This window comes from Pseudomonas sp. ABa2, from assembly GCF_056676075.1.
In genome coordinates this window covers 1,389,953-1,412,487 of sequence record NZ_CM155239.1, presented here as the reverse complement: position 1 = coordinate 1,412,487, position 22,535 = coordinate 1,389,953, and the positions used below count along the sequence as shown (strand labels likewise).

20 protein-coding genes and 3 tRNA genes are annotated in these 22,535 nt (G+C 68.4%); 15 read left to right on the top strand and 8 right to left on the bottom strand.

Annotation, left to right across the window (positions count from 1 at the left end):
• The first annotated feature begins 67 nt into the window (after positions 1–67).
• The 8 genes from AC1G9C_RS06800 to AC1G9C_RS06765 are packed head-to-tail and all read left to right on the top strand — an operon-like array spanning position 68 to position 6,152.
• Positions 68–1,261: a PepSY-associated TM helix domain-containing protein gene (locus AC1G9C_RS06800; RefSeq protein ID WP_480409772.1), complete on the top strand. Its 1,194-nt coding sequence runs from the start codon at positions 68–70 to the stop codon at positions 1,259–1,261.
• Complete coding sequence (locus AC1G9C_RS06795) at positions 1,258–1,803, top strand: thiamine pyrophosphate-binding protein (protein WP_480409771.1); 546 nt, start codon at positions 1,258–1,260, stop codon at positions 1,801–1,803. Before AC1G9C_RS06800 ends, AC1G9C_RS06795 begins: the two co-directional genes overlap by 4 nt.
• Positions 1,800–2,120 carry a hypothetical protein gene (locus AC1G9C_RS06790; protein WP_021444579.1) on the top strand — a complete coding sequence of 107 codons (321 nt, stop codon included), beginning with the start codon at positions 1,800–1,802 and terminating at the stop codon, positions 2,118–2,120. Before AC1G9C_RS06795 ends, AC1G9C_RS06790 begins: the two co-directional genes overlap by 4 nt.
• Positions 2,117–2,680, top strand: coding sequence for a DUF6162 family protein (locus tag AC1G9C_RS06785; protein ID WP_480409770.1), 564 nt, complete (start codon positions 2,117–2,119; stop codon positions 2,678–2,680). Before AC1G9C_RS06790 ends, AC1G9C_RS06785 begins: the two co-directional genes overlap by 4 nt.
• 19 nt (positions 2,681–2,699) lie before the next feature.
• The gene (locus AC1G9C_RS06780; RefSeq protein ID WP_480409769.1) at positions 2,700–3,623 is read left to right on the top strand and encodes a metal ABC transporter substrate-binding protein; all 924 of its coding nucleotides are present in this window, start codon (positions 2,700–2,702) and stop codon (positions 3,621–3,623) included.
• Positions 3,620–4,372: a metal ABC transporter ATP-binding protein gene (locus AC1G9C_RS06775; RefSeq protein ID WP_480409768.1), complete on the top strand. Its 753-nt coding sequence runs from the start codon at positions 3,620–3,622 to the stop codon at positions 4,370–4,372. The genes AC1G9C_RS06780 and AC1G9C_RS06775 overlap by 4 nt, the downstream gene beginning before the upstream one ends.
• On the top strand, positions 4,369–5,268 hold the full coding sequence (locus tag AC1G9C_RS06770; RefSeq protein ID WP_021444947.1) for a metal ABC transporter permease: 900 nt from the start codon (positions 4,369–4,371) through the stop codon (positions 5,266–5,268). The genes AC1G9C_RS06775 and AC1G9C_RS06770 overlap by 4 nt, the downstream gene beginning before the upstream one ends.
• Positions 5,265–6,152 carry a metal ABC transporter solute-binding protein, Zn/Mn family gene (locus AC1G9C_RS06765; RefSeq protein WP_480409767.1) on the top strand — a complete coding sequence of 296 codons (888 nt, stop codon included), beginning with the start codon at positions 5,265–5,267 and terminating at the stop codon, positions 6,150–6,152. The genes AC1G9C_RS06770 and AC1G9C_RS06765 overlap by 4 nt, the downstream gene beginning before the upstream one ends.
• Positions 6,153–6,726: 574 nt before the next feature.
• On the opposite strand, the gene AC1G9C_RS06760 is transcribed toward AC1G9C_RS06765, so the two are convergent.
• The 4 genes from AC1G9C_RS06760 to AC1G9C_RS06745 form a co-directional block, all read right to left on the bottom strand.
• A tRNA-Asp gene (locus AC1G9C_RS06760) sits at positions 6,727–6,803 on the bottom strand.
• 111 nt (positions 6,804–6,914) lie between these two features.
• Positions 6,915–6,991, bottom strand: a tRNA-Asp gene (locus AC1G9C_RS06755).
• Positions 6,992–7,022: 31 nt separating this feature from the next.
• Positions 7,023–7,098, bottom strand: a tRNA-Val gene (locus AC1G9C_RS06750).
• A gap of 113 nt (positions 7,099–7,211) precedes the next feature.
• Positions 7,212–7,685 (bottom strand): MarR family winged helix-turn-helix transcriptional regulator, encoded by a 474-nt coding sequence (locus tag AC1G9C_RS06745; protein ID WP_031303122.1) that lies wholly within the window; start codon positions 7,683–7,685, stop codon positions 7,212–7,214.
• Positions 7,686–7,798: 113 nt separating this feature from the next.
• Between AC1G9C_RS06745 and AC1G9C_RS06740 the strand changes: the two genes are divergently transcribed.
• The 5 genes from AC1G9C_RS06740 to AC1G9C_RS06720 all read left to right on the top strand — a co-directional run bounded on the left by AC1G9C_RS06740 (position 7,799) and on the right by AC1G9C_RS06720 (position 15,916).
• Complete coding sequence (locus tag AC1G9C_RS06740) at positions 7,799–9,568, top strand: N-acetylglutaminylglutamine amidotransferase (protein ID WP_480409766.1); 1,770 nt, start codon at positions 7,799–7,801, stop codon at positions 9,566–9,568.
• A 138-nt stretch (positions 9,569–9,706) separates the two neighbouring features.
• Positions 9,707–11,446 (top strand): N-acetylglutaminylglutamine synthetase, encoded by a 1,740-nt coding sequence (gene ngg / locus AC1G9C_RS06735; RefSeq protein ID WP_480409765.1) that lies wholly within the window; start codon positions 9,707–9,709, stop codon positions 11,444–11,446.
• 76 nt (positions 11,447–11,522) lie between these two features.
• A complete protein-coding gene (locus tag AC1G9C_RS06730) occupies positions 11,523–12,722 on the top strand; it encodes an osmoprotectant NAGGN system M42 family peptidase (RefSeq protein ID WP_021444346.1) in 1,200 nt (399 codons plus the stop codon).
• A gap of 162 nt (positions 12,723–12,884) precedes the next feature.
• Positions 12,885–15,629, top strand: a complete 2,745-nt coding sequence (locus AC1G9C_RS06725; protein ID WP_480409764.1) for a hybrid sensor histidine kinase/response regulator — start codon at positions 12,885–12,887, stop codon at positions 15,627–15,629.
• 44 nt (positions 15,630–15,673) lie between these two features.
• On the top strand, positions 15,674–15,916 hold the full coding sequence (locus AC1G9C_RS06720) for a YheU family protein (RefSeq protein ID WP_480409763.1): 243 nt from the start codon (positions 15,674–15,676) through the stop codon (positions 15,914–15,916).
• 54 nt (positions 15,917–15,970) lie between these two features.
• On the opposite strand, the gene AC1G9C_RS06715 is transcribed toward AC1G9C_RS06720, so the two are convergent.
• The 4 genes from AC1G9C_RS06715 to AC1G9C_RS06700 are packed head-to-tail and all read right to left on the bottom strand — an operon-like array spanning position 15,971 to position 18,462.
• Complete coding sequence (locus AC1G9C_RS06715; RefSeq protein WP_480409762.1) at positions 15,971–16,591, bottom strand: HvfX family Cu-binding RiPP maturation protein; 621 nt, start codon at positions 16,589–16,591, stop codon at positions 15,971–15,973.
• A gap of 5 nt (positions 16,592–16,596) precedes the next feature.
• A complete protein-coding gene (locus AC1G9C_RS06710) occupies positions 16,597–17,307 on the bottom strand; it encodes an HvfC family RiPP maturation protein (RefSeq protein ID WP_480409761.1) in 711 nt (236 codons plus the stop codon).
• Positions 17,304–18,146, bottom strand: a complete 843-nt coding sequence (locus tag AC1G9C_RS06705; RefSeq protein ID WP_480409760.1) for an HvfB family MNIO-type RiPP peptide maturase — start codon at positions 18,144–18,146, stop codon at positions 17,304–17,306. The genes AC1G9C_RS06710 and AC1G9C_RS06705 overlap by 4 nt, the downstream gene beginning before the upstream one ends.
• Before the next feature lie 22 nt (positions 18,147–18,168).
• Positions 18,169–18,462 carry an HvfA family oxazolone/thioamide-modified RiPP metallophore gene (locus AC1G9C_RS06700; protein ID WP_021443516.1) on the bottom strand — a complete coding sequence of 98 codons (294 nt, stop codon included), beginning with the start codon at positions 18,460–18,462 and terminating at the stop codon, positions 18,169–18,171.
• Positions 18,463–18,776: 314 nt separating this feature from the next.
• Here AC1G9C_RS06700 and AC1G9C_RS06695 point away from each other — a divergent pair, with 314 nt between their 5' ends.
• Positions 18,777–20,027 (top strand): MFS transporter, encoded by a 1,251-nt coding sequence (locus AC1G9C_RS06695; RefSeq protein WP_480409759.1) that lies wholly within the window; start codon positions 18,777–18,779, stop codon positions 20,025–20,027.
• 118 nt (positions 20,028–20,145) lie between these two features.
• A complete protein-coding gene (gene ggpS, locus AC1G9C_RS06690) occupies positions 20,146–22,404 on the top strand; it encodes a glucosylglycerol-phosphate synthase (protein WP_480409758.1) in 2,259 nt (752 codons plus the stop codon).
• The last annotated feature ends 131 nt before the right edge of the window (positions 22,405–22,535 follow it).

Below are 22,535 nucleotides of genomic sequence, written 5' to 3'. Positions count from 1 at the left end.
TTTGCGGTCGCTTCTTACTCCATTCATTTCGCGCCGGCCCGCCGCGCGCGCCAACGACCCCGCGACCATGTCCAAGAAATCCCGCTCCAGACTCTGGTTTCTCGTCCATAGCTGGCTGGCTCTGCCGGTCTGGTTCTTCCTGCTGATCATCTGCGTCACCGGCACCCTGGCCACGGTCAGCCAGGAGATCGTCTGGCTGGCCAACCCGGACGTGCGCGCCAGCAAGCCGTCGGACGACGCCGAGCGGCTCAGCTACGGCCAGGTGCTGGCGGCGATCCAGCGCGCCGAGCCGGAACTGGTGGTGCAGAGCATCGAGCGCCCGGACGAGGATCACTTCGCCCTAACCGCCCGGGTCAGCTACCCGGACGGCAGCTCGCCGATAATCTACGTCAACCCCTACACCGGGGTGATCCAGGGCATCAGCCCGCAGTTCGACTTCCGCCAGTTCACCCGTGCCCTGCACGGCTGGTGGCTGGTGCCCTTCACCAACGGCTTCAGCTGGGGCTGGTACCTGGTGTCGCTGACCGGCATTCCGATGCTGCTGTCGCTGATCACCGGGCTGGTGGTCTACAAGAAATTCTGGAAAGGCTTCTTCCGTCCGCGCCTGCGCGTGGGCCAGGGCGCGCGGATCTTCTGGGGCGATTTCCATCGCCTGTCCGGCATCTGGTCGATCTGGTTCATCGCGGTGATTTCCATCACCGGCATCTGGTTCCTGATCCGCGCGCTGCTGTTCGACTTCCACATCTCCATCTCCACCGAGGGCGTGCCGCCGGTGGTGAGCCGCGAGGAAGTGCCGCTGGCGGCCAGCGCCAGGGAGGTGCCGCGCATCGACCTGGACAAGGCGGTGAGCATCGCCCAGGGCGCGGTGCCCAGCCTGGAGGCCAGCTCGATCGACCTGCCCATCTATGCCTATGGCCACATCACCGTCTCGGGTCGCGGCTGGTATCCGCTGATGTTCCAGTCGGTGACGGTCAACCCCTACAACGGCGAGATCGACGCCAAGCGCCTGCTCGACGACCGCTCCGCGCTGGAATTCGTCACCGAGTCCATGCGCCCGCTGCACGTCGGCGACTTCGGCGGCCTGTGGGTCAAGCTGATCTGGTGCTTCTTCGGCCTGCTGCTGAGCATGATGGTGCTCAGCGGCCTGCTGATCTGGAGCAAACGCACGGTGCAGGCCACTGCCGCAGTGGTCAGACGCGCCCCGCGCCCGACCCGGGCGGCGCCCATCGCCATCGCCGAAGTCTCGGAGGGTCGTCCATGAGCAAGGCCGCAACCGCCGCCCCGGCGCCTTCTGCCCTGAGCCGCTGGTGGCACAGATGGCGCTTCCACCTGAATGCGCTACTGATCCTGATTCCGCTGGGCTTCATGCCCAAGTATTTCCACGACGTGGCGCTGTTTCGCGGCGACAGCGGCCTGGGCGAGCGCGAGATCGGCGAAGTCCAGGTCGGCCCCTGGAGCCTGCGCCTGGCCGAGTTCCGCAATCTGCCGCCGCAGCTGGAAGGCCCGGCCGGCTACATGAAGGCGTTCAACGCCGCGCTATGCCAGGGCTGCGGCGAGCAGGTCAAGGCCACCTACCTGCGCATCGGCAAGCCGCGCAGCCTGCGCGCCGCCGGCGGGCTGTTCTTCGGCAGTCCCTATCGCATGGGCGCCAGCATTCCCGTACCGCCGCGCACCAAGCCCGACGCCGAGCTGTGGATCACCGCCGAAGGCTGGGACGGCACGGTGCACCAGGCATCCATTCCCCTGGCCGAGGCGTCGCCGGCGACCCTCGCCTGGCTCAAGCAACAAGGAGGCAAACAATGACCCCCACCCTGCGCATCGGCCTGTTCGTCCTCGGCGTCGGGCTCGCGCCCCTGGCCCTGGCGCACAACCCGATCTGCCAGTGCGAAGCCGGCGACGGCGAGGAAATCGTCTGCACCGGCGGCTTCTCCGACGGCAGCGGCGCCCCGGGCGTGACCCTCGACGTGATCAGCTACGAGGAAGAGGTGCTGGTGCCCGGCAAGCTCGGCGAGGATTCCCGGCTCAGCTTCAAGCGCCCGGACGGCGAGTTCTACGTGCTGTTCGACGCCGGCCCCGGCCACGTGGTGGAGATCGACCACACGGAAATCGCCGCGCCATGACCATCCAGGTGGTACGCCCAGCCGGCGCCGGCCACGAAAGCCTGCAGGTGCTGCTGCTCAGCCTGGCGATCCTCGCCCTCGCTGCGCTGGCCATCGTCTGGCGCAGCGAGCCGGCGCCGCAGCAGGAGGTCGCCGGCCACCAGCTCGACGCCCGCCGCGATCTCAATGCCGCCGAGCAGGGCATCCACACCGACCTCGGCGTGGCGTACGACGAAATCCTCCTGCTGCAAGGCGAGCTGCAGGCCCTGCCCAGCCCGCAGGTCCTGGCCGACGAGGGCCTGCCGCCCTTCGTCGCCGACGCCAGCGCGAGCAAGCGCGGCGGCCATCGCTGGCAACTGCTGCAGCTCGGCGAGCGCAGCGCCTACCTGGGCCTGAGCGGCGACGTCGCGGTGGCCGGCGCCTTCCTCCTGCTGCCCGGCGGCGACACGCCAACCATCTGGCTCAAGCGCAGCGCCGCCACGCCGCCGACCGCGCTGCACGACGACGCCCTGAGCGCCGCCGGCTGGCAGCAGGTGGTGACCCACTACGATGCCGGCGTCACCCGCCAGCATCGCCACTGACCCTTTGGAAGACCCGCAGATGACCCTCTCCGCCCCCCTGCGCCGCCTGCTCGGCGGCCTGCTGCTCGGCGCCGCGCTGCTGCCGGGCCTGGCCCAGGCCGCCGACGGCCAGCGCCTGCGCATCGGCATCACCCTGCACCCCTATTACAGCTACGTCAGCAACATAGTCGGCGACCGCGCCGAGGTGGTGCCGCTGATTCCCGCCGGCTTCAACCCGCACGCCTACGAGCCGCGTGCCGAGGACATCAAGCGCATCGGCGGCCTCGACGTGGTGGTGCTCAACGGCGTCGGCCACGACGACTTCGCCGACCGCATGATCGCCGTCAGCGAGAAGCCGCAGGTGCCGGTGATCGAGGCCAACGCCCGCGTGCCGCTGCTGGCCGCCACCGGCCAGGCCGCGCGCGGCGCCGGCAAGGTGGTCAACCCGCACACCTTCCTCTCCATCAGCGCCTCGATCGCGCAGATCAACAACATCGCCCGCGAGCTGGGAAAGCTCGACCCGGACAATGCCAGGTACTACAGCCAGAACGCCCGTGCCTACGGCAAGCGCCTGCGCGGCCTGCGCGCGACGGCGCTGAGCCAGCTCAGCGCCGCCTCGGGCAACGAGCTGCGGGTGGCCACCATCCACGGCGCCTACGACTACCTGCTGCGCGAGTTCGGCCTGGAGGTCACCGCGGTGGTCGAGCCGGCCCACGGCATCGAACCCAGCCCCAGCCAGCTGAAGAAGACCATCGACCAGCTCAAGGACCTCGACGTGCAGGTGATCTTCTCGGAGATGGACTTCCCCTCCAGCTACGTCGACACCATCCAGCGCGAATCCGGGGTCAAGCTCTACGCCCTGACCCATATCTCCTACGGCGACTACAGCCCGCAGAAGTACGAGGAAGAGATGCGCCACAACCTCGACACCGTGGTGCGGGCGATTCGGGACTCCGGCGCATGAGTGCGCTGGAGAACGCGCTGCCGCGCCCGAGCGGCCCGGCCATCGAGTTCGACGCGGTGCAGCTGGCGCTCGGCCGCACGCGCATCCTCGACAACGTCGGCTTCCAGGTGCGCGCCGGCAGCGTGCACGCCCTGGTCGGCCCCAACGGCGGCGGCAAGAGTTCGCTGATCAAGACCCTGCTCGGACAGATGCCGCACCAGGGCGAGCTGCGCCTGCACTGGCCGGCCAGCCCCGGCACCATCGGCTACGTGCCGCAGGCGCTGGAGTTCGACCGCGGCCTGCCGATGACGGTGGACGACTTCATGGCCGCCATGTGCCAGCGCCGCCCGGCCTTCCTCGGCCTGTCGCGGCGTCACGCCCCAGCCATCGAACAGGCGCTGGCGCGGGTCGGCATGCTGGATAAGCGCAAGCGGCGCATGGGCGCATTGTCCGGCGGTGAGCGCCAGCGCGTGCTGCTGGCCCAGGGCCTGGTGCCCGAGGCGCAGCTGCTGGTGCTCGACGAGCCGATGTCGGCGCTGGACGAGCCCGGCGTGCAGGTGTTCGAACAGTTGTTGCGCGACTGGCGCCAGGCCGGCACCACGGTGCTGTGGATCGAGCACGACCTGCAGGCCGTCGGCCGTCTCGCCGACCGCGTCACCGGGCTCAACCGCCGCGTGCTGTTCGACGATGCGCCGCAGCAGGTGCTGAACCCCGAGCGGCTGCTCGAACTGTTCTCCAGCCATCCGCGCCAGCAAGAGGCCTCGTCATGAGTTTCGAAGACATCCGCCTGGCGATCCAGGCCTGGGCCAGCGCCGGCTACCTGCCCGAGGCCCTGGCCTACGGCTTCGTGGTCAACGCCCTGCTCGCCGGCCTGCTGATCGGTCCGGTGCTCGGCGGCCTCGGCACCCTGGTGGTGGTCAAGCGCTTCGCCTTCTTCTCCGAGGCGGTCGGCCACGCCGCGCTGACCGGGGTGGCCATCGGCATCCTGCTCGGCGAACCCTACACCGGTCCCTACGGCAGCCTGTTCGGCTACTGCCTGCTGTTCGGCATCCTGCTCAACTACCTGCGCAACCGCACCGGCCTGGCGCCGGACACCCTGATCGGCGTGTTCCTCTCGGTGTCGCTGGCGGTCGGCGCCAGCCTGCTGCTGGTGCTCGCCGGCAAGATCAACATCCACATCCTGGAGAACGTGCTGTTCGGCTCGGTGCTGACGGTCAACGCCCAGGACCTGGCGGTGCTGGCGCTGGTCTCGCTGCTGGTGCTGGGCCTGGCGCTGCCGCTGTACAACCGCATCATGCTGGCCAGCTTCAACCCGCAGCTGGCCAGCGTGCGCGGCGTCGCGGTGAAGCCGCTGGACTACCTGTTCGTGATGCTGGTGTCGCTGGTCACCGTGGCCGCGGTCAAGGTCATCGGCGCCATCCTGGTCGGCGCCCTGCTGGTGATCCCGGCGGCCGCCGCACGCCTGCTCAGCCAGTCGCTGAAGGGCTTCTTCTGGCTGTCGGTGCTGATCGCCACCTGCAGCACCCTGGCCGGCATCTTCCTGCCGATAGCCCTGGAACTGCCGGTCCCCTCCGGCGCCGCGATCATCATGGTCGCCGGCCTCGCCTTCGCCCTCGCCGCCATCGCCCGCGGCATCCTGCCTAGCCTGAAAGGGAACCTGGGATGAACCTGCAACGCCTGAGCCTCGCCCTCGCCGCCTGCGCCCTGCTCGCCGGCCCGCTGCACGCCGAAACACAGCCCGTGCGCATTCTCGCCAGCCTGCCGATCACCTACGGCCTCGGCGCCAGCCTGCTCGACGGCAGCGCCGTGCAACTGCAACGCGCCGCCCCGGCCAACTTGCCGGCCAGCCGCCAACCCTCGTACTTCGCCGGCCGCGGGGCGGGCGCGCTGGACAAGGCCGCGCGCGACGCCGACGCGGTGATCGCCCTGCGCTCGCTGTGGCCGGACGACCCGCTCTACCCCCTGGCGCGGCGCAGCAATATCCGCATCGTCGAAGTCGACGGCGCGCGCCCGGTGGACGGCGCCCTGCCCGGCGTCGCCCTGCGCAGCGACGGCGGCGACGCCCTGGCCAGCCAGCCCTGGCTCAACATCAACAACCTGGGGCGCATGGCCGATGTGATCGCCGCCGACCTGGGCCGCCTGGCGCCAGAGGCCAAACCGCAGATCGAAGCCAACCTGGCGACGCTCAAGCAGCGCCTGCTCAAGCTCAGCGCCAGCAGCGAAAGCCGCCTGGCCGAACTGGACAACCTCAGCGTGGCCAGCCTGTCGGATCACTTCGATTACCTGATCGGCGGCCTCAACCTCGACCGCATCGAGCTGAACGTGGCGCAAGACGCCGAATGGACGGCCGAAGCCCTGGCGCAACTGAGCGCCGAGCTGCGGGACAACGAGGTCGCCGCCGTGCTTATCCAGCGTCAGCCGACAGCCGATCTGGCCAAGGCGATCAGCGACGGCGGCAGCCGTCTGGTGGTGATCGAAGACAACCAGGACGCGCCCATCACCGGACTGGAAACGGCCATCGGCCAGGTGCTGGACGCTCTTTCACCCTGAGCGCGGGTAGCCCGGATACAAGGCCGGGCTACGAGAGCGAGCGGCAGCCGCCTGACCGGCGCCCCATTGCGGGGCGCCATGGCCCGTTAGAGCTCGGTGGCGTCCTCGACGCCATCCACCGCATCCTGCTCCAGGGCGCTCAGTTCCAGCAGTTCTTCCTGATAATCGTCCATCGCTCGCTCCTCCCGCATGACCCGTTCAACGATAAACAAGAAACATGCCCATCAGGCTAGAACGGCGGGATGAAGACAAGATGACGAAAAGCCGCGGGCAGGAAAAATTGCCGGGCGCCATGGCTGGCGGGAAGAAAGCCTGCCCCCACAGGTAGCGTGGGAGGGGCTTTAGGGAAATTCTGAAAAAGCCACTTATCGTCACTCCCGCGAAGGCGGGAGCCCAGGGACTACGCAGGCTCTGGATTCCCGCCTGCGCGGGAATGACGGCTATTTCAGAGTTTCCTTAGCCGCGACCGACAGCCACGCAAAGCTCGCCGCTTGAGCGCCGCCACAGAGAAGCGGCGCCCAGACGATGGGCAACAAAAAACCCGCTGATCTTGCGATCAGCGGGTTTCCGTATATGGCGCAGCGGACGGGACTCGAACCCGCGACCCCCGGCGTGACAGGCCGGTATTCTAACCGACTGAACTACCGCTGCGTGTCGGCTGGACTTGCGTCCAAGGAACTCTTTTTCAATAAGCAGTGTTGCATCTGATGGCACCTTTTAAGGTTTGCCATCTCGGCCCGAGCATGCTCGAACCGGAGAATATGGCGCAGCGGACGGGACTCGAACCCGCGACCCCCGGCGTGACAGGCCGGTATTCTAACCGACTGAACTACCGCTGCGCGTCGGCCGGACTTGCGTCCGAATTCGCTATGGTGGGTGGTGACGGGATCGAACCGCCGACCCTCTGCTTGTAAGGCAGATGCTCTCCCGGCTGAGCTAACCACCCATGTGCCTTAGCGAGGCGCGCACTTTATGCAGGCGACGACGCTAAGTCAACACCCTGCTTGAATTTTTTCTGGAAAAAGCGGTTTTCCAGCGCCGCCCCGAGGCGGCGCCGCCTCAATCCATTTCCCCGCACAGCTCGGCGGCGCGCAGCAGCGCGGCAGTCAGGCTGTGGCGCTCCCAGTCGGCCAGGGCGGCGAAGCGCCGGTTGAACTCCGGCGGCAGCAGCGACGGCGCCTGCTGGATCAGCTCGCGGCCGGCGTCGCTGATCAGCAGCCACTGGCGGCGGCGATCCTGGTCGTCGCGCTGACGCTGCAGCAGGCCGCGTTCCTCCAGGCGGTCGAGCATGCCGGACAGGGTCGCCGCGGTCAGGCTGACCCGCCCGCTGAGGGCGCTGGCGGTCAGGCGCGTCTCGCTGGCCAGCACCTGCAGGATCAGCAGCTGCATGGGCGTCAGCCCGCCGAAACGGGCCAGGCGCTTGGCGTGCACCTCGCCCGCCTGCTGCAGCCGTCGCAAGGCCTGGAACAGGGGCATTTCGAAGGCCAGCACGGATGACAAATCTATTTCAGTAGGAACTTTTTTATCACTCATACATACCTATATATCGCACCATAAACTTTGACATAAAAGCATTTTTTTGTTTTGGTGTAAAAGGCTCGGCCACCACCGAGCCCCTCCCCAACGGCAATACCGGTAAGGAAAATATGTGCGGAATAGCTGGAGAACTACGTTTTGATCGCCGCCCCGCGGACCTCGCGGCCGTCGAGCGCATCACCCATCACCAGGCCCCTCGCGGCCCCGACGCCCACGGTTTCCACAGCCAGGGCCCCGTCGCCCTCGGCCACCGCCGCCTGAAGATCATGGACCTGGCCGAAGCCTCCGGCCAGCCGATGATCGACAGCGACCTGGGCCTGTCCATGGTGTTCAACGGCGCCATCTACAACTACCCCGAGCTGCGCTCCGAACTGCAAGAGCTGGGCTACCGCTTCTTCTCCGGCGGCGACACCGAGGTGCTGCTCAAGGGCTACCACGCCTGGGGCGAAAAACTGCTGCCCAAGCTCAACGGCATGTTCGCCTTCGCCGTGTGGGAGCGCGACAAGCAGAGTCTGTTCATCGCTCGCGACCGCCTCGGCGTCAAGCCGCTGTACCTGTCGCGCACCGGCGAGCGCCTGCGCTTCGCCTCCTCGCTGCCCGCCCTGCTGCAGGGCGGCGATATCGCCAGGACCCTCGATCCCGTGGCGCTCAACCATTACCTGAACTTCCACGCCGTGGTGCCGGCGCCGCGCACCATCCTCGCCGGCGTGGAGAAGCTGCCGCCGGCCACCTGGCTGCGCATCGACGCCGACGGCAACTGCCAGCAGCAGAGCTGGTGGCAGCTGGAGTTCGGCCCGCAGCGCGAGGAAATCCCCTTCACCCTGGAAGACTGGCGCGAGCGCGTGCTCGACGGCATGCGCGAGGCGGTGTCGATCCGCCAGCGCGCCGCGGTGGATGTCGGCGTGCTGCTGTCCGGCGGCGTCGACTCCAGCCTGCTGGTCGGCCTGCTGCGCGAGGCCGGGGTAGAGAATCTGCTGACCTTCTCCATCGGCTTCCAGGATGCCGGCGGCGAGCGTGGCGACGAGTTCCAGTACTCGGACCTGATCGCCGAACGCTTCGCAACCCGCCACCACCAGCTGCGCATCGACGAGCACGAGATCATCGAGCAGTTGCCGGCGGCCTTCCGCGCCATGAGCGAGCCGATGGTCAGCCACGACTGCATCGCCTTCTACCTGCTGTCGCGCGAGGTGGCCAAGCACTGCAAGGTGGTGCAGAGCGGCCAGGGCGCCGACGAGCTGTTCGCCGGCTACCACTGGTACCCGCAGGTGGACGGCGCCGACGACGCCTTCGCCGCCTACCGCGCGGCCTTCTTCGACCGCGACTACGACGAGTACGCCGCCTGCGTGCAGCCGCAGTGGCTGACCGGCGACATGGCCGGCGAATTCGTCCGCCAGCACTTCGCCGCCCCCGGCGCCGTCGCGCCGGTGGACAAGGCGCTGCGCCTGGACAGCACGGTGATGCTGGTCGACGACCCGGTCAAGCGGGTGGACAACATGACCATGGCCTGGGGCCTGGAGGCGCGCACTCCGTTCCTCGACTACCGCCTGGTGGAACTGTCGGCGCATATTCCGGCGCGCTTCAAGCTACCGGACGGCGGCAAGCACGTGCTCAAGGAAGCGGCACGCCAGGTGATCCCCGGCGAGGTGATCGACCGACCCAAGGGCTACTTCCCGGTGCCCGGACTCAAGCACCTGGAAGGCGCCACCCTGGGCTGGGTGCGCGACCTGCTGCTCGACCCCAGCCAGGATCGCGGCCTGTTCAACCCGGCCATGCTCGACCAGCTGCTGACCGATCCGCAGGGCCAGCTGACGCCGCTGCGCGGCTCCAAGCTGTGGCAGCTGGCGGCGCTCAACCTGTGGTTGAGCGAGCAAGGCCTGTAAACGCCTAGGGTGGATGTGAAAAGCGACATCCACCCTACGCTCCGGCACAGCCGTAGCCCGGATGCAATCCGGGGTTGTCGCGACTCCATTCACGCCCGGATCCGATCCGGGCGTTGCAGACAGCAAAGGACCATTCCAATGCGCACCACTGCCTACAACCAACGTCTGCTGCGCGGTCAGACGCCCTCCTACGAACGCCTGCAGGCGCGTCTGGCCGAGGATCACAACGCCCCGCCCAGCCAGCCGCTGGCCGTGCACTGCGGCTGGGGCCGCCTGCTGATCGGCCACACCTACCCGGATGCCGGCGAACTGGCCGCCGCCCTGCTCGACGAGCAGCCCGGCGAGCGCGATATCGCCCTGTACGTCGCCGCCCCGCACCAGGTGCTGGCGCAGGCGCCGCAGCAGCTGTTCCTCGACCCATCCGACACCCTGCGCCTGTGGTTCACCGACTACCGGCCGGCGCGCCGCGGCTTTCGCGGTTACCGCATCCGCCGCGCGCAGAACGAGGCGGACTGGCAGGCGATCAACTGCCTGTACCAGATGCGCGGCATGCTGCCGATCGAGCCGGGGAAACTCACCCCCTACAACGAAGGCGGACCCACCTACTGGCTGGCCGAGGACGAGGACAGCGGCGCGGTGATCGGCAGCGTCATGGGCCTCAACCACCAGCGCGCCTTCCACGACCCGGAAAACGGCAGCAGCCTCTGGTGCCTGGCGGTGGGTCCGCAATGCAGCCGCCCCGGCGTCGGCGAGGTGCTGGTGCGCCACCTGATCGAGCACGGCATGAGCCGTGGCCTGAGCTACCTCGACCTGTCGGTGCTGCACGACAACAAGCAGGCCAAGCAGCTCTACGCCAAGCTGGGTTTCCGCGAGCTGCAGACCTTCAGCCTCAAGCGCAAGAACGGCATCAACCAGCCGCTGTTCCTCGGCCCCGGCCCGCAGGCCGAGCTCAACCCCTATGCGCGCATCATCGTCGACGAGGCACTGCGCCGCGGCATCGAGGTGCAGGTGGACGACGCCGAGGCCGGGCTGTTCACCTTGAGCCAGGGCGGCCGGCGCATCCGCTGCCGCGAATCGCTGACCGACCTGACCAGCGCGGTGAGCATGACCCTGTGCCAGGACAAGCGCCTGACCCACCGCGCCCTGTCGCGCGCCGGCCTCGCCGTACCGGCGCAGCGCCTGGCCGGCAGCGCCGAGGACAACGCCGCCTTTCTCGCCGAACACGGCGCCCTGGTGGTCAAGCCGGTGGACGGCGAACAGGGCCAAGGCGTGGCGGTCGACCTGCGCACGCCGGGCGAGGTGCAGGACGCCATCGAGCGCGCCCGCGTGTTCGACCAGCGCGTGCTGCTGGAAAGCTTCCACCAAGGCCACGACCTGCGCGTGCTGGTGATCGGCTACGAGGTGGTCGCCGCGGCAATCCGCCGCCCGGCCGAGATCATCGGCGACGGCCGCCACAGCGTCGGCGCGCTGATCGACGCGCAGAGCCGCCGGCGCCAGGCCGCCACCGGCGGCGAAAGCCGCATTCCCAAGGACGCCGAAACCCTGCGCACCCTGCACGGCGCCGGCCTCGACTACGACAGCGTGCTGCCGGCCGGTCAGCGCCTGGCCGTGCGCAAGACCGCCAACCTGCACACCGGCGGCACCCTGGAGGACGTCACCGCGATCCTCCACCCGAGCCTGCGCGAGGCGGCGATCAAGGCCGCGCGAGCCCTGGAGATCCCGGTGGTCGGCCTCGACCTGCTGGTGCCGGCCGCCGACCAGCCGCAGCATGTGTTCATCGAGGCCAACGAACGCGCCGGCCTGGCCAACCACGAACCGCAGCCGACCGCCGAACGCTTCGTCGACCTGCTGTTCCCGCTGAGCCAGGTGATCAGCTGAGCGCTGATCGGTAGCCCTCTCCCCCGCCCCTCTCCCGTAAACGGGCGAGGGGCAATGGCAACGCCGAGGAGTCCATATGCCGCAACTACCCGAACCCGACCTCGACTACCTGCAGAAGGTGCTGCTGGAGATGCTCGCCATCCCCAGCCCCACCGGCTTCACCGACACCATAGTGCGCTACGTCGCCGAGCGCCTGAACGACCTCGACATCCCCTTCGAGCTGACCCGCCGCGGCACCATCCGCGCCACCCTGAAGGGCCGCCAGAGCGATTGCGAGCGCTGCGACCGCGCGGTGTCGGCGCACCTCGACACCATCGGCGCCATCGTCCGCGAGGTGCAGGACAACGGCCGCCTCGGCCTGGCCCCGGTGGGCTGCTGGTCGAGCCGCTTCGCCGAGGGCAGCCGGGTCAGCGTGTTCACCGACCAGGGCGTGCTGCGCGGCAGCGTGCTGCCGCTGATGGCCTCCGGGCACGCCTTCAACACCGCGGTGGACAACCTGCCGATCAGCTGGGACCACATCGAGCTGCGCCTCGACGCCTACACCACCACCCGCGCCGACTGCGAGTCGCTGGGCATCTCGGTGGGCGATTTCGTCGCCTTCGACCCGCTGCCGGAATTCACCGAGAGCGGCCATATCAGCGCCCGCCACCTCGACGACAAGGCCGGCGTCGCCGCCCTGCTGGCCTCGCTGAAGACCATCAAGGAGCACGGCCTGCAGCCGGAGATCGACTGCCACCCACTGTTCACCATCACCGAGGAGGTCGGCTCCGGCGCCGCCGCCGCGCTGCCCTGGGACGTCAGCGAGTTCGTCGGCATCGACATCGCCCCGGTGGCGCCCGGCCAGCAGTCCAGCGAACACGCGGTCAGCGTGGCCATGCAGGACTCCGGCGGCCCCTACGACTATCACCTGTCGCGCCAGCTGCTGCGCCTGGGCGCCGAGCAGGAAATCCCGGTGCGCCGCGACCTGTTCCGCTACTACCACAGCGACGCGCAGTCGGCAGTCACCGCCGGCCACGACATCCGCACCGCGCTGCTGGCCTTCGGCTGCGACGCCACCCACGGCTACGAGCGCACCCATATCGACAGCCTCAAGGCGCTCAGCCGCCTGCTCACCGCCTACCTGCTCAGCCCGCCGGTGTTCGCCAGCGACGCGCAGCCGGCGCAGGGCTCGCTGGAGCGTTTCAGCCACCAACTCGAACACGACGCGCAGATGGAAAGCGAGACGCGCGTCCCGCCGGTGGACAGCCTGCTCGGCCAGCACGACAAGGACGCTTGAAGGGGCCCGCGCATCCGGGCAAAGTGGCGCGAAAGAACCAGGGGGGCCGCGAGCGCCCCCGCTGCAACCGCCAGCCATCCCTGGCGGTCACCCTTCGGGCCGTCGCGACGCGACGTTGGACATGATTCCCGGCCATTGTTGGTGGCCTACTGAGGTTTCCGGATGCCTCGTCTGTGCCTGGCTTTGCTGCTGTTCTGGCTGACGTCCCCGAGCTGGGCCCTGCCACCCGCGCCGCTGGATAGCGACGACCTGCGCCTTTCCCTCGGCCCCTACACCGGCTACTACGAGGACGTCGGCGGCCAGCTGAGCGTCGACCAGGCGCTGGCACTGGACGACGACGCCTTCCGCCGCATCGAGGGCGAGCACGCCAACCAGGGCAAGAACGCCTCGGTGTGGTGGTTCAAGGTGCGCCTGGTCAACGGCCTGACGCAGGCGCTGGGCGGCTACCTGGAGGTCAACTACCCGCTGCTCGACCACCTGCAGGTGTTCCTCGTCGGCCCCGACGGCCGCCGCCTGGAACAGGAAAGCGGCGACCGCTACGCCTTCTCCCAGCGCCCGGTGCAGGTGCGCAACTTCTGGTTCCCGCTGCAGCTGGAGCCCGGCGTCAGCACCCTGCTGGTGCGCGTCGAGACCACCAGCACGGTGTTCGTGCCGCTGTTCTTCAGCACCTACGGCGCCAGCGCGGTGGCCCAGGAAAACCTCATGGGCTTCAACGGCGCGTTCTACGGCGTGCTGTTCGCCATGTTCTGCTACAACCTGTTCCTTTACCTGTCGCTGCGCGAAGCCGCCTACCTCTGGTACCTGGCCTACAACCTCAACGTCGGCCTGCTCGCCGCCTGCTTCGACGGCATGCTGTTCAAGCTGCTGCCCGAGCACGTGGCCTTCCAGTCGGTGAGCATCTACATCCTGATGTACCTGCACTGCCTGACCGCCATCCAGTTCAGCCGCCACTTCCTCCACGCGCGCCAGTACTTCCCGCGCCTGGACACCGGCCTGCGCCTGCTGATGCTGGCCTGCGCCGGCATCCTGCTGTCGGCGCCGCTGATCGGCCTTTCCGCCTGGAACATCCTGGCCAGCGTCACCGTCTCGCTGGTGTCGCTGATCCTGTTGCTCACCGGCGTCTACGTCTGGCGCCGCGGCGTGCGCTACGGCTCCTACTACACCCTAGCCTGGGCCATCCTGCTGTTCGCCTTCATCCAGGCCACCACCGGCTCGCTGGGCCTGGAAGTGTTCGGCGTGTTCGGCGCCACGGTGGTGAAGATCGGCGTGACCATCGAGCTGATCACCCTGTCCATCGGCCTGGCCGACCGCATCAACCTGCTCAAGGAGGAAGGCTTCCGCTCACGCCGCGCCGCCGAGCAGGCCGAGTTCGAGAGCCAGGCCAAGAGCCGCTTCCTGGCCAAGATGAGCCACGAGATCCGCACCCCGCTCAACGGCGTGCTGGGCATGCTGCAGCTGCTGCGCGAGACGCCACTGGATCGCAGCCAGCGCTTCTACGTCGACACCATCTCCAGCTCCGGCAGCTCGCTGATGGCGGTGATCAACGACATCCTCGACTACGCCCGCATCGAGTCCGGCAAGCTCAGCCTGGAGCAGATCGAGTTCGACCTGGAAGACCTGATCTCCGAGACCCTCAGCCTGTTCACCGGCCAGGCTCTGGACAAGCGCCTGCGCCTCTACGTCAGCCTCGAAGGCGGCGTGCCGCGGCGCATCCAGGGCGACCCGACGCGGCTCAAGCAGGTGCTGATGAACCTGCTCAGCAACGCCCTGAAATTCACCCCCGAGGGCCACGTGGCGATCAGCGTCAGCCGCCGCAGCGACAGCCACGGCCAGCCGCACCTGGTGTTCGCCGTCAGCGACAGCGGTATCGGCATCAGCGAGCAGGCCCTGGCCCAGCTGTTCGAATCCTTCGCCCAGGGCGACTCCAGCACCACCCGCCGCTACGGCGGCAGCGGCCTGGGCCTGGCCATCAGCAAGGAGCTGGTGGAGATGATGGACGGCCGCATCGAGGTGCAGAGCACCCCCGGCCAGGGCACCCGTTTCGCCTTCGACATTCCGCTGCTGAGCGCGGCCGAGGCGCCCGACGAACTCGGCCGCCTGCTGGCCGGGCGCACCGCCCTGCTCGCCTCGCTCGACGGCCTTGGCCTGGACGCCGCCAGCCGCCTGCTCGGGCGCTGGGGCATGCGCACCGAACGCTGCCAGACCCCGGAACGCCTGCTGGATTACCTGGAGGATTTCGCCGCGCCGCCGCTGCTGGTGCTGATGGCGCCCTGGCCGGGCAGCGTCAACCACTGGCTCGACTCGCTGCGGCCCAAGCTGCAGCCACAGCAGCGCGTGCTGCTGGTCTGCCCGCCCGAAGCCTGCCAGCAGCTGCCGGCCAGCCAGGGCCTGCGCCTGCAGCACCTGGCCCAGCCGATGGCGGTCAACGCCCTGCGCAACGCGCTGGGCGAACTCTACGAAGAACCCCGCGCACAGGTACATCAGTTGCTCAGAGAGATACGCAGCGACAACCACGACGCCCCCTGCATCCTGGTGGCCGAGGACAACCCGGTGAACCAGCTGGTGGTCCAGGGTTTCCTGAAGAAGCGCGGCTACAGCGTGCGCCTGGTCACCGACGGCCAGGCCGCGGTCGCCGAATACGGCCGCGACCCCGGCGCCATCCAGCTGATCCTGATGGACTGCGAGATGCCGCTGATGGACGGCTTCGAGGCCACCCGGCAAATCCGCCGCCTGGAGCGCAGCCAGCAGCTGGCGGCGGTGCCGATCGTCGCGCTGACCGCGCATATCCTCGACGAACACCGCCAGCACGGCCTGGACGCCGGGATGGACGACTTTCTCGGCAAACCGCTGGACAGCGGCCTGCTCTACAGCACCCTGGAGCGCTTTCTCCGGGTGCACAGTACCTGACGCGCGCGCTAGCATGGGCGCCGTTTGACTGGAGCCTTCCTGCCGTGCTGATTCCCGCTCACCTGCTGCAAGCCGCTACCCTCACCGCGCTGATCGAGGACTTCGTCACCCGCGAGGGCACCGACAACGGCGACGAAACCCCGCTGGAAACCCGCGTGCAACGGGTGCGCCGCGCCCTCGACAAGGGCGAGGCGGTGATCGTCTTCGACCCCGACAGCCAGCAGTGCCAGCTGGCGCTCAAGCGCGACGCGCCCAAGGAATGGCTGGTCGAACTACGCCAGGAGTAGGTTGGCGCCGAGCGCAGCGAAGCCCACCCATCGCCGCCCCGGATTGCATCCGGGCTAGGCCCCGCCGTCGATCCGCGTGCGCTGCTGCCGCCAGCGCCGCGCCAGCCAGTAATCCAGGCTCAGCCAGCGCCCCGCCCCGCCGAAGAACAGCGCCAGCAGCATCGCCAGGTAGGTGGCGGCGAACTCGATGCCGTTGTTCAGCACCACGAACTGGCCGCTGCCGGTCAACCACTGGTAGTTGCCGTGCTCGCGCAGCAGCGCCCGTGCCCGCTGCAGTTTCTCCGCCGCCGCCAGCACCCGCTCGTTGGCGAAGGGCGCGGACGGGTCGGCGATGGCCTGCCAGCCATAGGGCCAGTGCACGGCGAAGATTGCCACCAGCATGGTCACCATCAGCGGAATGCTCACCCAGCGCACCGCCAGGCCGAACAGCAGCAGAATCGCCCCGCCGGCCTCGGTCAGCGCCGCGGCCCAGGCCAGCAGCTCGGGAAACGGCAGGCCCAGGCCCCAGTCCGGGTTGCCGAACCAGGCGGCGGTGGCGTCGATATCCTTGAGCTTCCGCGTACCGGCCATCCAGAACACCGGCACCAGGTACAGGCGCAGCAGCAGCGGGCCGAGAAAATCCAGGCGGCGGGTGGCGTCCAGGGCATCCTGGCATCGATTGAGCACGGCGAGCATGAGGGTCAGTCCTCGGTGGAAGGAAACCAGATGGCGCGCCGCTGCCAGTCGTCCAGCAGCGCGCGGGCGTTATCGAGGTAGTCGCCGTCGGCGACCAGGCCATGCTCGGCGGCCAAGGCCGCGAGCGCGGCAGCGGGCGCCTCGCCGGCCTGCAGGCGCAGCGCCAGGCGGTAGGCGAACGGCGCCAGCTGCATGAAGCGCACCCTGTCCTGGCCGTCGCGCCAGGCCAGCAGGCAGCTGGGTTCGGCCGGGAGCGTCTCGGGGCGGTAGTCGCGGCCGATGCGCTGCACCGGCCAGGCATAGGCCAGCGGCCAGGCCAGGGGCGACCAGCCGCGGGCCGGCAGCTCGGCCTCGCTGACGTCCAGCGCCAACTCCACCCATTCGTAGTGCGCCAGCTCGAGGATGAACGGCGGATCGCCCGCCTGCGCCCGGTAGCCCTGCTGCAGCCAGGCGAGAAATTCCTGGCTGATCGCAAGAAAGTAAGGCGTCGTCGCCTGATGAGCGGCGATAAAGGCGCGCAGCAGCGAGCGCCAGCGCGCCTCGTCAAACAGCGAACGCAGCACAGGGAAGGCGCCGCTGACGAAACCCTCGATATTGTTGAAGAACAGCTCTTCATAGACCGCCATGCGCTCGGCCGCGATGCCGGGCAGCAGGGGCTCGGCCTCGGGCTGACGGATGCGCGCGGCGAAGGCGCGCTGATGGTCGACGCCGTTCATGTGCCGTACCTGCGCGCGCCCGCGGCCGCGTCCTGCAGGCGGCGGATCTGCGCCAGCTCGGCGTACAGCTCGGCCAGCGGCGGGAAGTTGAAGTCGCGCTCCAACAGCGTCGGGCGCACGCCGTGACGCGCGTAGGCATGTGCCAGCAAGGCCCACACCGGGTCGATCACCGGCGCGCCGTGGGTGTCGATCTTGAGATCGGCGGCCTGGTCGTAATGCCCGGCCACATGCAGGTAGGCGATACGCTCGCTCGGCAGCGCGGCGATATAAGCCTGGGCATCGAAGTTGAAATTGATGCTGTTGACGTAGAGGTTGTTGACGTCCAGCAGCAACTGGCAATCGGCGCGCTGCAGCACCGCACGGACGAAGCTCGCCTCGTCCAGCTCGCCCGGCAGCTGCGCGTAAGCCGAGACGTTCTCGATGATCAGCGGCCGCTCCAGCAGGTCCTGGACGATGCGCACGCGCTCGGCGATGCGCACCACCGACTCCTCGGAGAACGGCAGCGGCATCAGGTCGTAGAGCTGGCCGTGGTCGGCGCAGGCCGACAGGTGCTCGCTGTAGCCGAGCACGCCATGGGCATCGAGAAATGCCTTGATGGCCCGCAACAGCTCCAGGTCCAGCGGCGCGAAGCCGCCGAGATTGAGGGACAGGCCATGGCAGAGCAGTGGCCGGCGTTCGCTGAGCGCGCGCAGTTGCCTGCCCAGGCGCCCACCGACGCCGATCCAGTTCTCCGGCGCCACTTCGAGAAAGTCCGCACCGCTCGCCCCGTCCTCCTGCAAGGCGGCGAGCAGGCCGCGACGCAAGCCGAGGCCGGCGCCGCTGACGAAACGAGCCTGCATGATCCGTCCCCCGTTCCCTGCCTTATTCGCTCTTCTCGGCGCCGCACTTGCCCTCGCCGCATTTGCCTTCGCCGTCGGCCTTCATCTCGCCGCCGCATTTGCCCTCGCCACACTTGCCCTCGCCTTCGGCCTTCATCTCGCCGCCGCACTTGCCTTCGCCGCAGCTGCCCTCATGGCCCTTCTCGTGCGCGGCCAGACTGTAGCCGCTGGCGAGTTCCTCGGCGGCGAAGGGATTGCCCGCCGCCTGGGCGGTGAAGGCGACGGACGTGAGCAGCGCGGCGCCCAAGGTGGCGGTCAGGGTATTGAGCTGTTTCATGGCAATTCTCCGGAAGTTTTCCTGCGTGGGGCCGGACTGGCACCCTCGCTGAAATGGACGGGGCGGCCTGCCTGGCGTTACAGCGCCGCCGGCTCTTTTTTCCGGGCCCATGCAGGAAACGCCGCTCGCGGCACGCCGGGACTATCGGCCGAGCCCTGCACCGCCAGGGTGCGCCGCCGCGTGCAGAAAAAATCCATGGACCTTTTGTCGATAAATTTACTTCCTATATTTCAACAACTTAATTAATTACCCAGCTATTCATTGGCGTACTTCCTGCTTGCCATCACCGGCACAGTCCCCTAGGGTAGTTCGCCATGTGGTCCCTGATTGCCCCCATCGGCTCGTTGCTGAGCGGGGTCGCGTTACTCCTGCTCGGCAATGGCCTGCTCAACACCCTACTGACCCTGCGTGGCGTCGCCGAAGGCTACTCCACCACGATGCTCGGCCTGATCATGTCCGGGTACTTCGTCGGGTTCCTCCTCGGCACCTGGCTGGCGACGCCGCTGGTCAGACGCATCGGGCATATCCGCGCGTTCGCCTGTTGCGCCGCCCTGGCCGCCATCGCCGCCCTGCTCCACCTGCTGCTGATCGATCCCTGGGTCTGGCTGGGCCTGCGGGTGCTCTACGGCCTGGCCCTGGTGACGCTGTACATGGTCATCGAGAGCTGGCTCAACGCCCAGGCGCCCAGCGAGCAGCGCGGCCAGGTGTTCGCTGTGTACATGGCGGTCAACCTCGGCGCCCTGGCCCTGGCCCAGCAACTGCTGCACCTGGCCGACCCGGTGCAGTTCACCCTGTTCGCCCTCGCCGCCATCCTGATCAGCGCGGCGCTGATGCCCATCACCCTGACCCGCCAGGCCCAGCCGAGCCTGCCGGAAGCGCCGCCGAGCAACCTGCGCCAGCTGTGGGCCATCGCGCCACTGGCCATAGTCGCGGCGGGCCTGTCCGGCCTGGCGCTCGGCGCCTTCTGGGGCATGGCGCCGGTGTACGCCAGCCTGGCCGGCTTCGATACGCCCGGCGTCGGCCTGCTGATGACCGCGACCATCCTCGGCGGCGCCCTGCTGCAATGGCCCATCGGCCTCTACTCGGATCGCCACGACCGCCGTCGGGTGCTGCTCTGGGTTGTGCTGCTGGCCGTGGCCCTGGCGCTGGTCATGAGCCTGCTGCCGGCCGGCCCGTTGCTGCTCGGCGCGATCTTCGTCTGGGGCGGCCTGGCCTTCGCCATCTACCCCATCGCCGTAGCGCAGCTGATCGACCAGTTGCACAGCGACGAAATCCTCTCCGGCTCCGCCAGCCTGCTGATGGTCAACGGCATCGGCTCGGTATGCGGGCCGCTGCTGGCCGGAGTACTGATGGAGCAACTCGGCGCTGGTGCGCTGCCGCTGTACTTCGCCTGCACCCTGGGCCTGCTGGCCGCCTACGCCTTCTACCGGCTGCGCCATGTCAGCGACCTGGTCAGCGGCGACGCCGCCCACTTCGTGCCCATGCTGCGCACCAGCCCCACGGTGCTGGAGCTGATGCCCGATGCGCCGCCCCATGATTCGACGGAGGAGACGACCACGTCCTGAAGTCATGCCACCGGCTGTTTCGGCAAGGCCCCGAGCCTATCCCAAGCAGCCAGAAACCCGGCCCGTCGGCCGCGCGCATTCGCGCCGAGCCGTACCGGCCACTTCTGGAGAAACCACGATGCTACTTGCTACCGACCTGGATGGAACCTTTCTCGCTGGCGACCCCGAAGATCGCCTGAGCCTTTATCAGACCATCGCCGCTCACCCCGAGATCAAGCTCGCCTACGTCACCGGGCGCAGCCTGGAGGCGGTGCTGCCGCTGCTGGCCGACCCGACGCTGCCGCAGCCGGACTACATCATCGCCGACGTCGGCGCGACCCTGGTGCACGGCGACAGCCTGCAACCTATCCAGCCACTGCAGAGTCTGGTCGATGCCCGCTGGCCCGGCGAAAGCCAGGTGGCCAGCGCCATCGAGCCGTTCGCCCTGGAACGTCAGGACGTGCCGCAGGCGCGCCGCTGTTCCTACTTCTGCACGCCCGAGCAGGCGGCCAACCCGGCGCTGCGCGAGATCGCCGACGCGCTGGGCTGCGACCTGCTCTACTCCGCCGAGCTGTACCTGGACTTCCTGCCCAAGGGCGTGAACAAGGGCAGCAGCCTCAAGGCCCTGGCCGACTGGCTGGAGCTGGACCACGACCAGGTGCTGGCTGCTGGCGACACCCTCAACGACCTGTCCATGCTCAGCGCCAGCTTCCACGGCGTCTGCGTCGGCCAGTCGGAAACCGCACTGCTGGAAGCCACCGCCAACCACTCGCGCACCCTGCACGCCAGCCGACCGGGCTGCGGCGGCATCCTCGAAGCCTTCGCCCACTTCGGCTTTCTCGGCGAGCACGGCATCGCCGCCGAACGCCGCCAGGCCGCGCAACCGGGCAAGGCCGAGCTGGTGATGGTCTACCACCGCCTGCCCTACGAGGAATACCGCAACGCCGCCGGCAAGCTGCAACGCCGCCGCCCGACCTCGCCCAACGGCATCATCCCCACCCTGCTGAGCTTCTTCGGCGACGGCCGCCCCGGCTCCTGGGTGGCCTGGGCCGTGCACGAGGACGACGCCGAGCCCTTCGACAGCCACACCACGGTGGATGCCGAGCGCTATCCCAAGCTCACCGCCGCGCGGGTCAAACTGAGCAAGGAAGAAGTCGACATCTTCTACAAGCGCTTCTCCAAGGAAGCCTTCTGGCCGACCCTGCACACCTTCTGGGAGCGCGCCACCTTCAACGAGGACGACTGGCAGGTGTTCTGCAAGGTCAACCGCGCCTTCGCCGCGCGCACCGCGCTGGAGGCCGCCGAGGGCGCCATCGTCTGGCTGCACGACTACAACCTGTGGATGGTGCCGGCCTACCTGCGCGAGCTGCGCCCGGATCTGCGCATCGCCTTCTTCCACCACACCTACTTCCCCTCGGCGGACGTGTTCAACGTGCTGCCCTGGCGCCGGCAGATCGTCGGCAGCCTGCTGCAGTGCGACTACATCGGTTTTCACATCCCGCGCCAGGTGGAGAACTTCGTCGACGTCGCCCGCGGCGTGTTCCCGCTCAAAACCCTGGAGCGGCAGAGCTGCGCGCCGCGCTTTATCACCTACGGCTGCGCCGTGGGCCTGGAGCGCATGACCACCGCGCTGGACACCGGCACCCGCCAGGTCAGGCTCGGCGCCCACCCGGTCGGGCTGGATATCGACCGCGTGCGCAGCGCCCTGGCAGCGCCGAAGATCAAGGAGCTGATGGCGCATCTGCGCGAGGAGATGCAGGGCGTGAAGCTGATCCTCTCGGTGGAGCGCCTCGACTACACCAAGGGCATCCTGGAAAAGCTCAACGCCTACGAGCGCCTGCTGGCCGACAACCCGGAGCTGCTGGGCAAGGTCACCCTGGTCAGCGTGTGCGTGCCGGCGGCCAAGGAAATGACCATCTACGACGAGCTGCAGACGCAGATCGAACAGGCGGTGGGCCGGATCAACGGCCGTTTCGCCCGCATCGGCTGGACACCGCTGCAGTTCTTCTTCCGCAGCCTGCCGTTCGAGGAAGTCAGCGCCTGGTACGCTATGGCCGACGTGATGTGGATCACCCCGCTGCGCGACGGCCTCAATCTGGTGGCCAAGGAGTTCGTCGCCGCCCAGGGCCTGCTCGGTGGGCGCGGCGTGCTGGTGCTGTCGGAATTCGCCGGCGCCGCGGCCGAACTCAAGGGCGCGCTGCTGACCAACCCGCACGATCCGGCCGACCTGGCGCAGACCTGCTACCTGGCGCTGAACCTGCCCGCAAGCGAGGCCCAGGCCCGCCTGCGCGAGCTGTTCGATATCGTCTGCTACAACGACATCCGCCGCTGGGGCGAGGAGTTTCTCGCCGGGGTACAAGTGCAGGAAGAGCCAGAGCCGTTGACGCTGGCGAGCTAGAAAGCTCCTCGCGGCTGAAACGGAATGCTGCCCAGCCGCTCCTACACCGCTCATTGCCGCGGTAGGAGCGGCTTCAGCCGCGACGGCGTAGCCCGGAACGATCCACTTCCCCCCGGATTTCGGGCTACGTT

Bases quoted from the DNA above. Each gene is read 5' to 3' on its own strand.
- AC1G9C_RS06695 (WP_480409759.1), top strand. From the start codon at position 18,777: ATGTGGTCCCTGATTGCCCCCATCGGCTCGTTGCTGAGCGGGGTCGCG.
- AC1G9C_RS06800 (WP_480409772.1), top strand. From the start codon at position 68: ATGTCCAAGAAATCCCGCTCCAGACTCTGGTTTCTCGTCCATAGCTGG.
- AC1G9C_RS06785 (WP_480409770.1), top strand. From the start codon at position 2,117: ATGACCATCCAGGTGGTACGCCCAGCCGGCGCCGGCCACGAAAGCCTG.
- AC1G9C_RS06740 (WP_480409766.1), top strand. From the start codon at position 7,799: ATGTGCGGAATAGCTGGAGAACTACGTTTTGATCGCCGCCCCGCGGAC.
- AC1G9C_RS06775 (WP_480409768.1), top strand. From the start codon at position 3,620: ATGAGTGCGCTGGAGAACGCGCTGCCGCGCCCGAGCGGCCCGGCCATC.
- AC1G9C_RS06765 (WP_480409767.1), top strand. From the start codon at position 5,265: ATGAACCTGCAACGCCTGAGCCTCGCCCTCGCCGCCTGCGCCCTGCTC.
- AC1G9C_RS06795 (WP_480409771.1), top strand. From the start codon at position 1,258: ATGAGCAAGGCCGCAACCGCCGCCCCGGCGCCTTCTGCCCTGAGCCGC.
- ngg (WP_480409765.1), top strand. From the start codon at position 9,707: ATGCGCACCACTGCCTACAACCAACGTCTGCTGCGCGGTCAGACGCCC.
- ggpS (WP_480409758.1), top strand. From the start codon at position 20,146: ATGCTACTTGCTACCGACCTGGATGGAACCTTTCTCGCTGGCGACCCC.
- AC1G9C_RS06700 (WP_021443516.1), bottom strand. From the start codon at position 18,462: ATGAAACAGCTCAATACCCTGACCGCCACCTTGGGCGCCGCGCTGCTC.
- AC1G9C_RS06770 (WP_021444947.1), top strand. From the start codon at position 4,369: ATGAGTTTCGAAGACATCCGCCTGGCGATCCAGGCCTGGGCCAGCGCC.
- AC1G9C_RS06710 (WP_480409761.1), bottom strand. From the start codon at position 17,307: ATGAACGGCGTCGACCATCAGCGCGCCTTCGCCGCGCGCATCCGTCAG.
- AC1G9C_RS06745 (WP_031303122.1), bottom strand. From the start codon at position 7,685: ATGAGTGATAAAAAAGTTCCTACTGAAATAGATTTGTCATCCGTGCTG.
- AC1G9C_RS06715 (WP_480409762.1), bottom strand. From the start codon at position 16,591: ATGCTCGCCGTGCTCAATCGATGCCAGGATGCCCTGGACGCCACCCGC.
- AC1G9C_RS06780 (WP_480409769.1), top strand. From the start codon at position 2,700: ATGACCCTCTCCGCCCCCCTGCGCCGCCTGCTCGGCGGCCTGCTGCTC.
- AC1G9C_RS06705 (WP_480409760.1), bottom strand. From the start codon at position 18,146: ATGCAGGCTCGTTTCGTCAGCGGCGCCGGCCTCGGCTTGCGTCGCGGC.
- AC1G9C_RS06730 (WP_021444346.1), top strand. From the start codon at position 11,523: ATGCCGCAACTACCCGAACCCGACCTCGACTACCTGCAGAAGGTGCTG.
- AC1G9C_RS06790 (WP_021444579.1), top strand. From the start codon at position 1,800: ATGACCCCCACCCTGCGCATCGGCCTGTTCGTCCTCGGCGTCGGGCTC.
- AC1G9C_RS06725 (WP_480409764.1), top strand. From the start codon at position 12,885: ATGCCTCGTCTGTGCCTGGCTTTGCTGCTGTTCTGGCTGACGTCCCCG.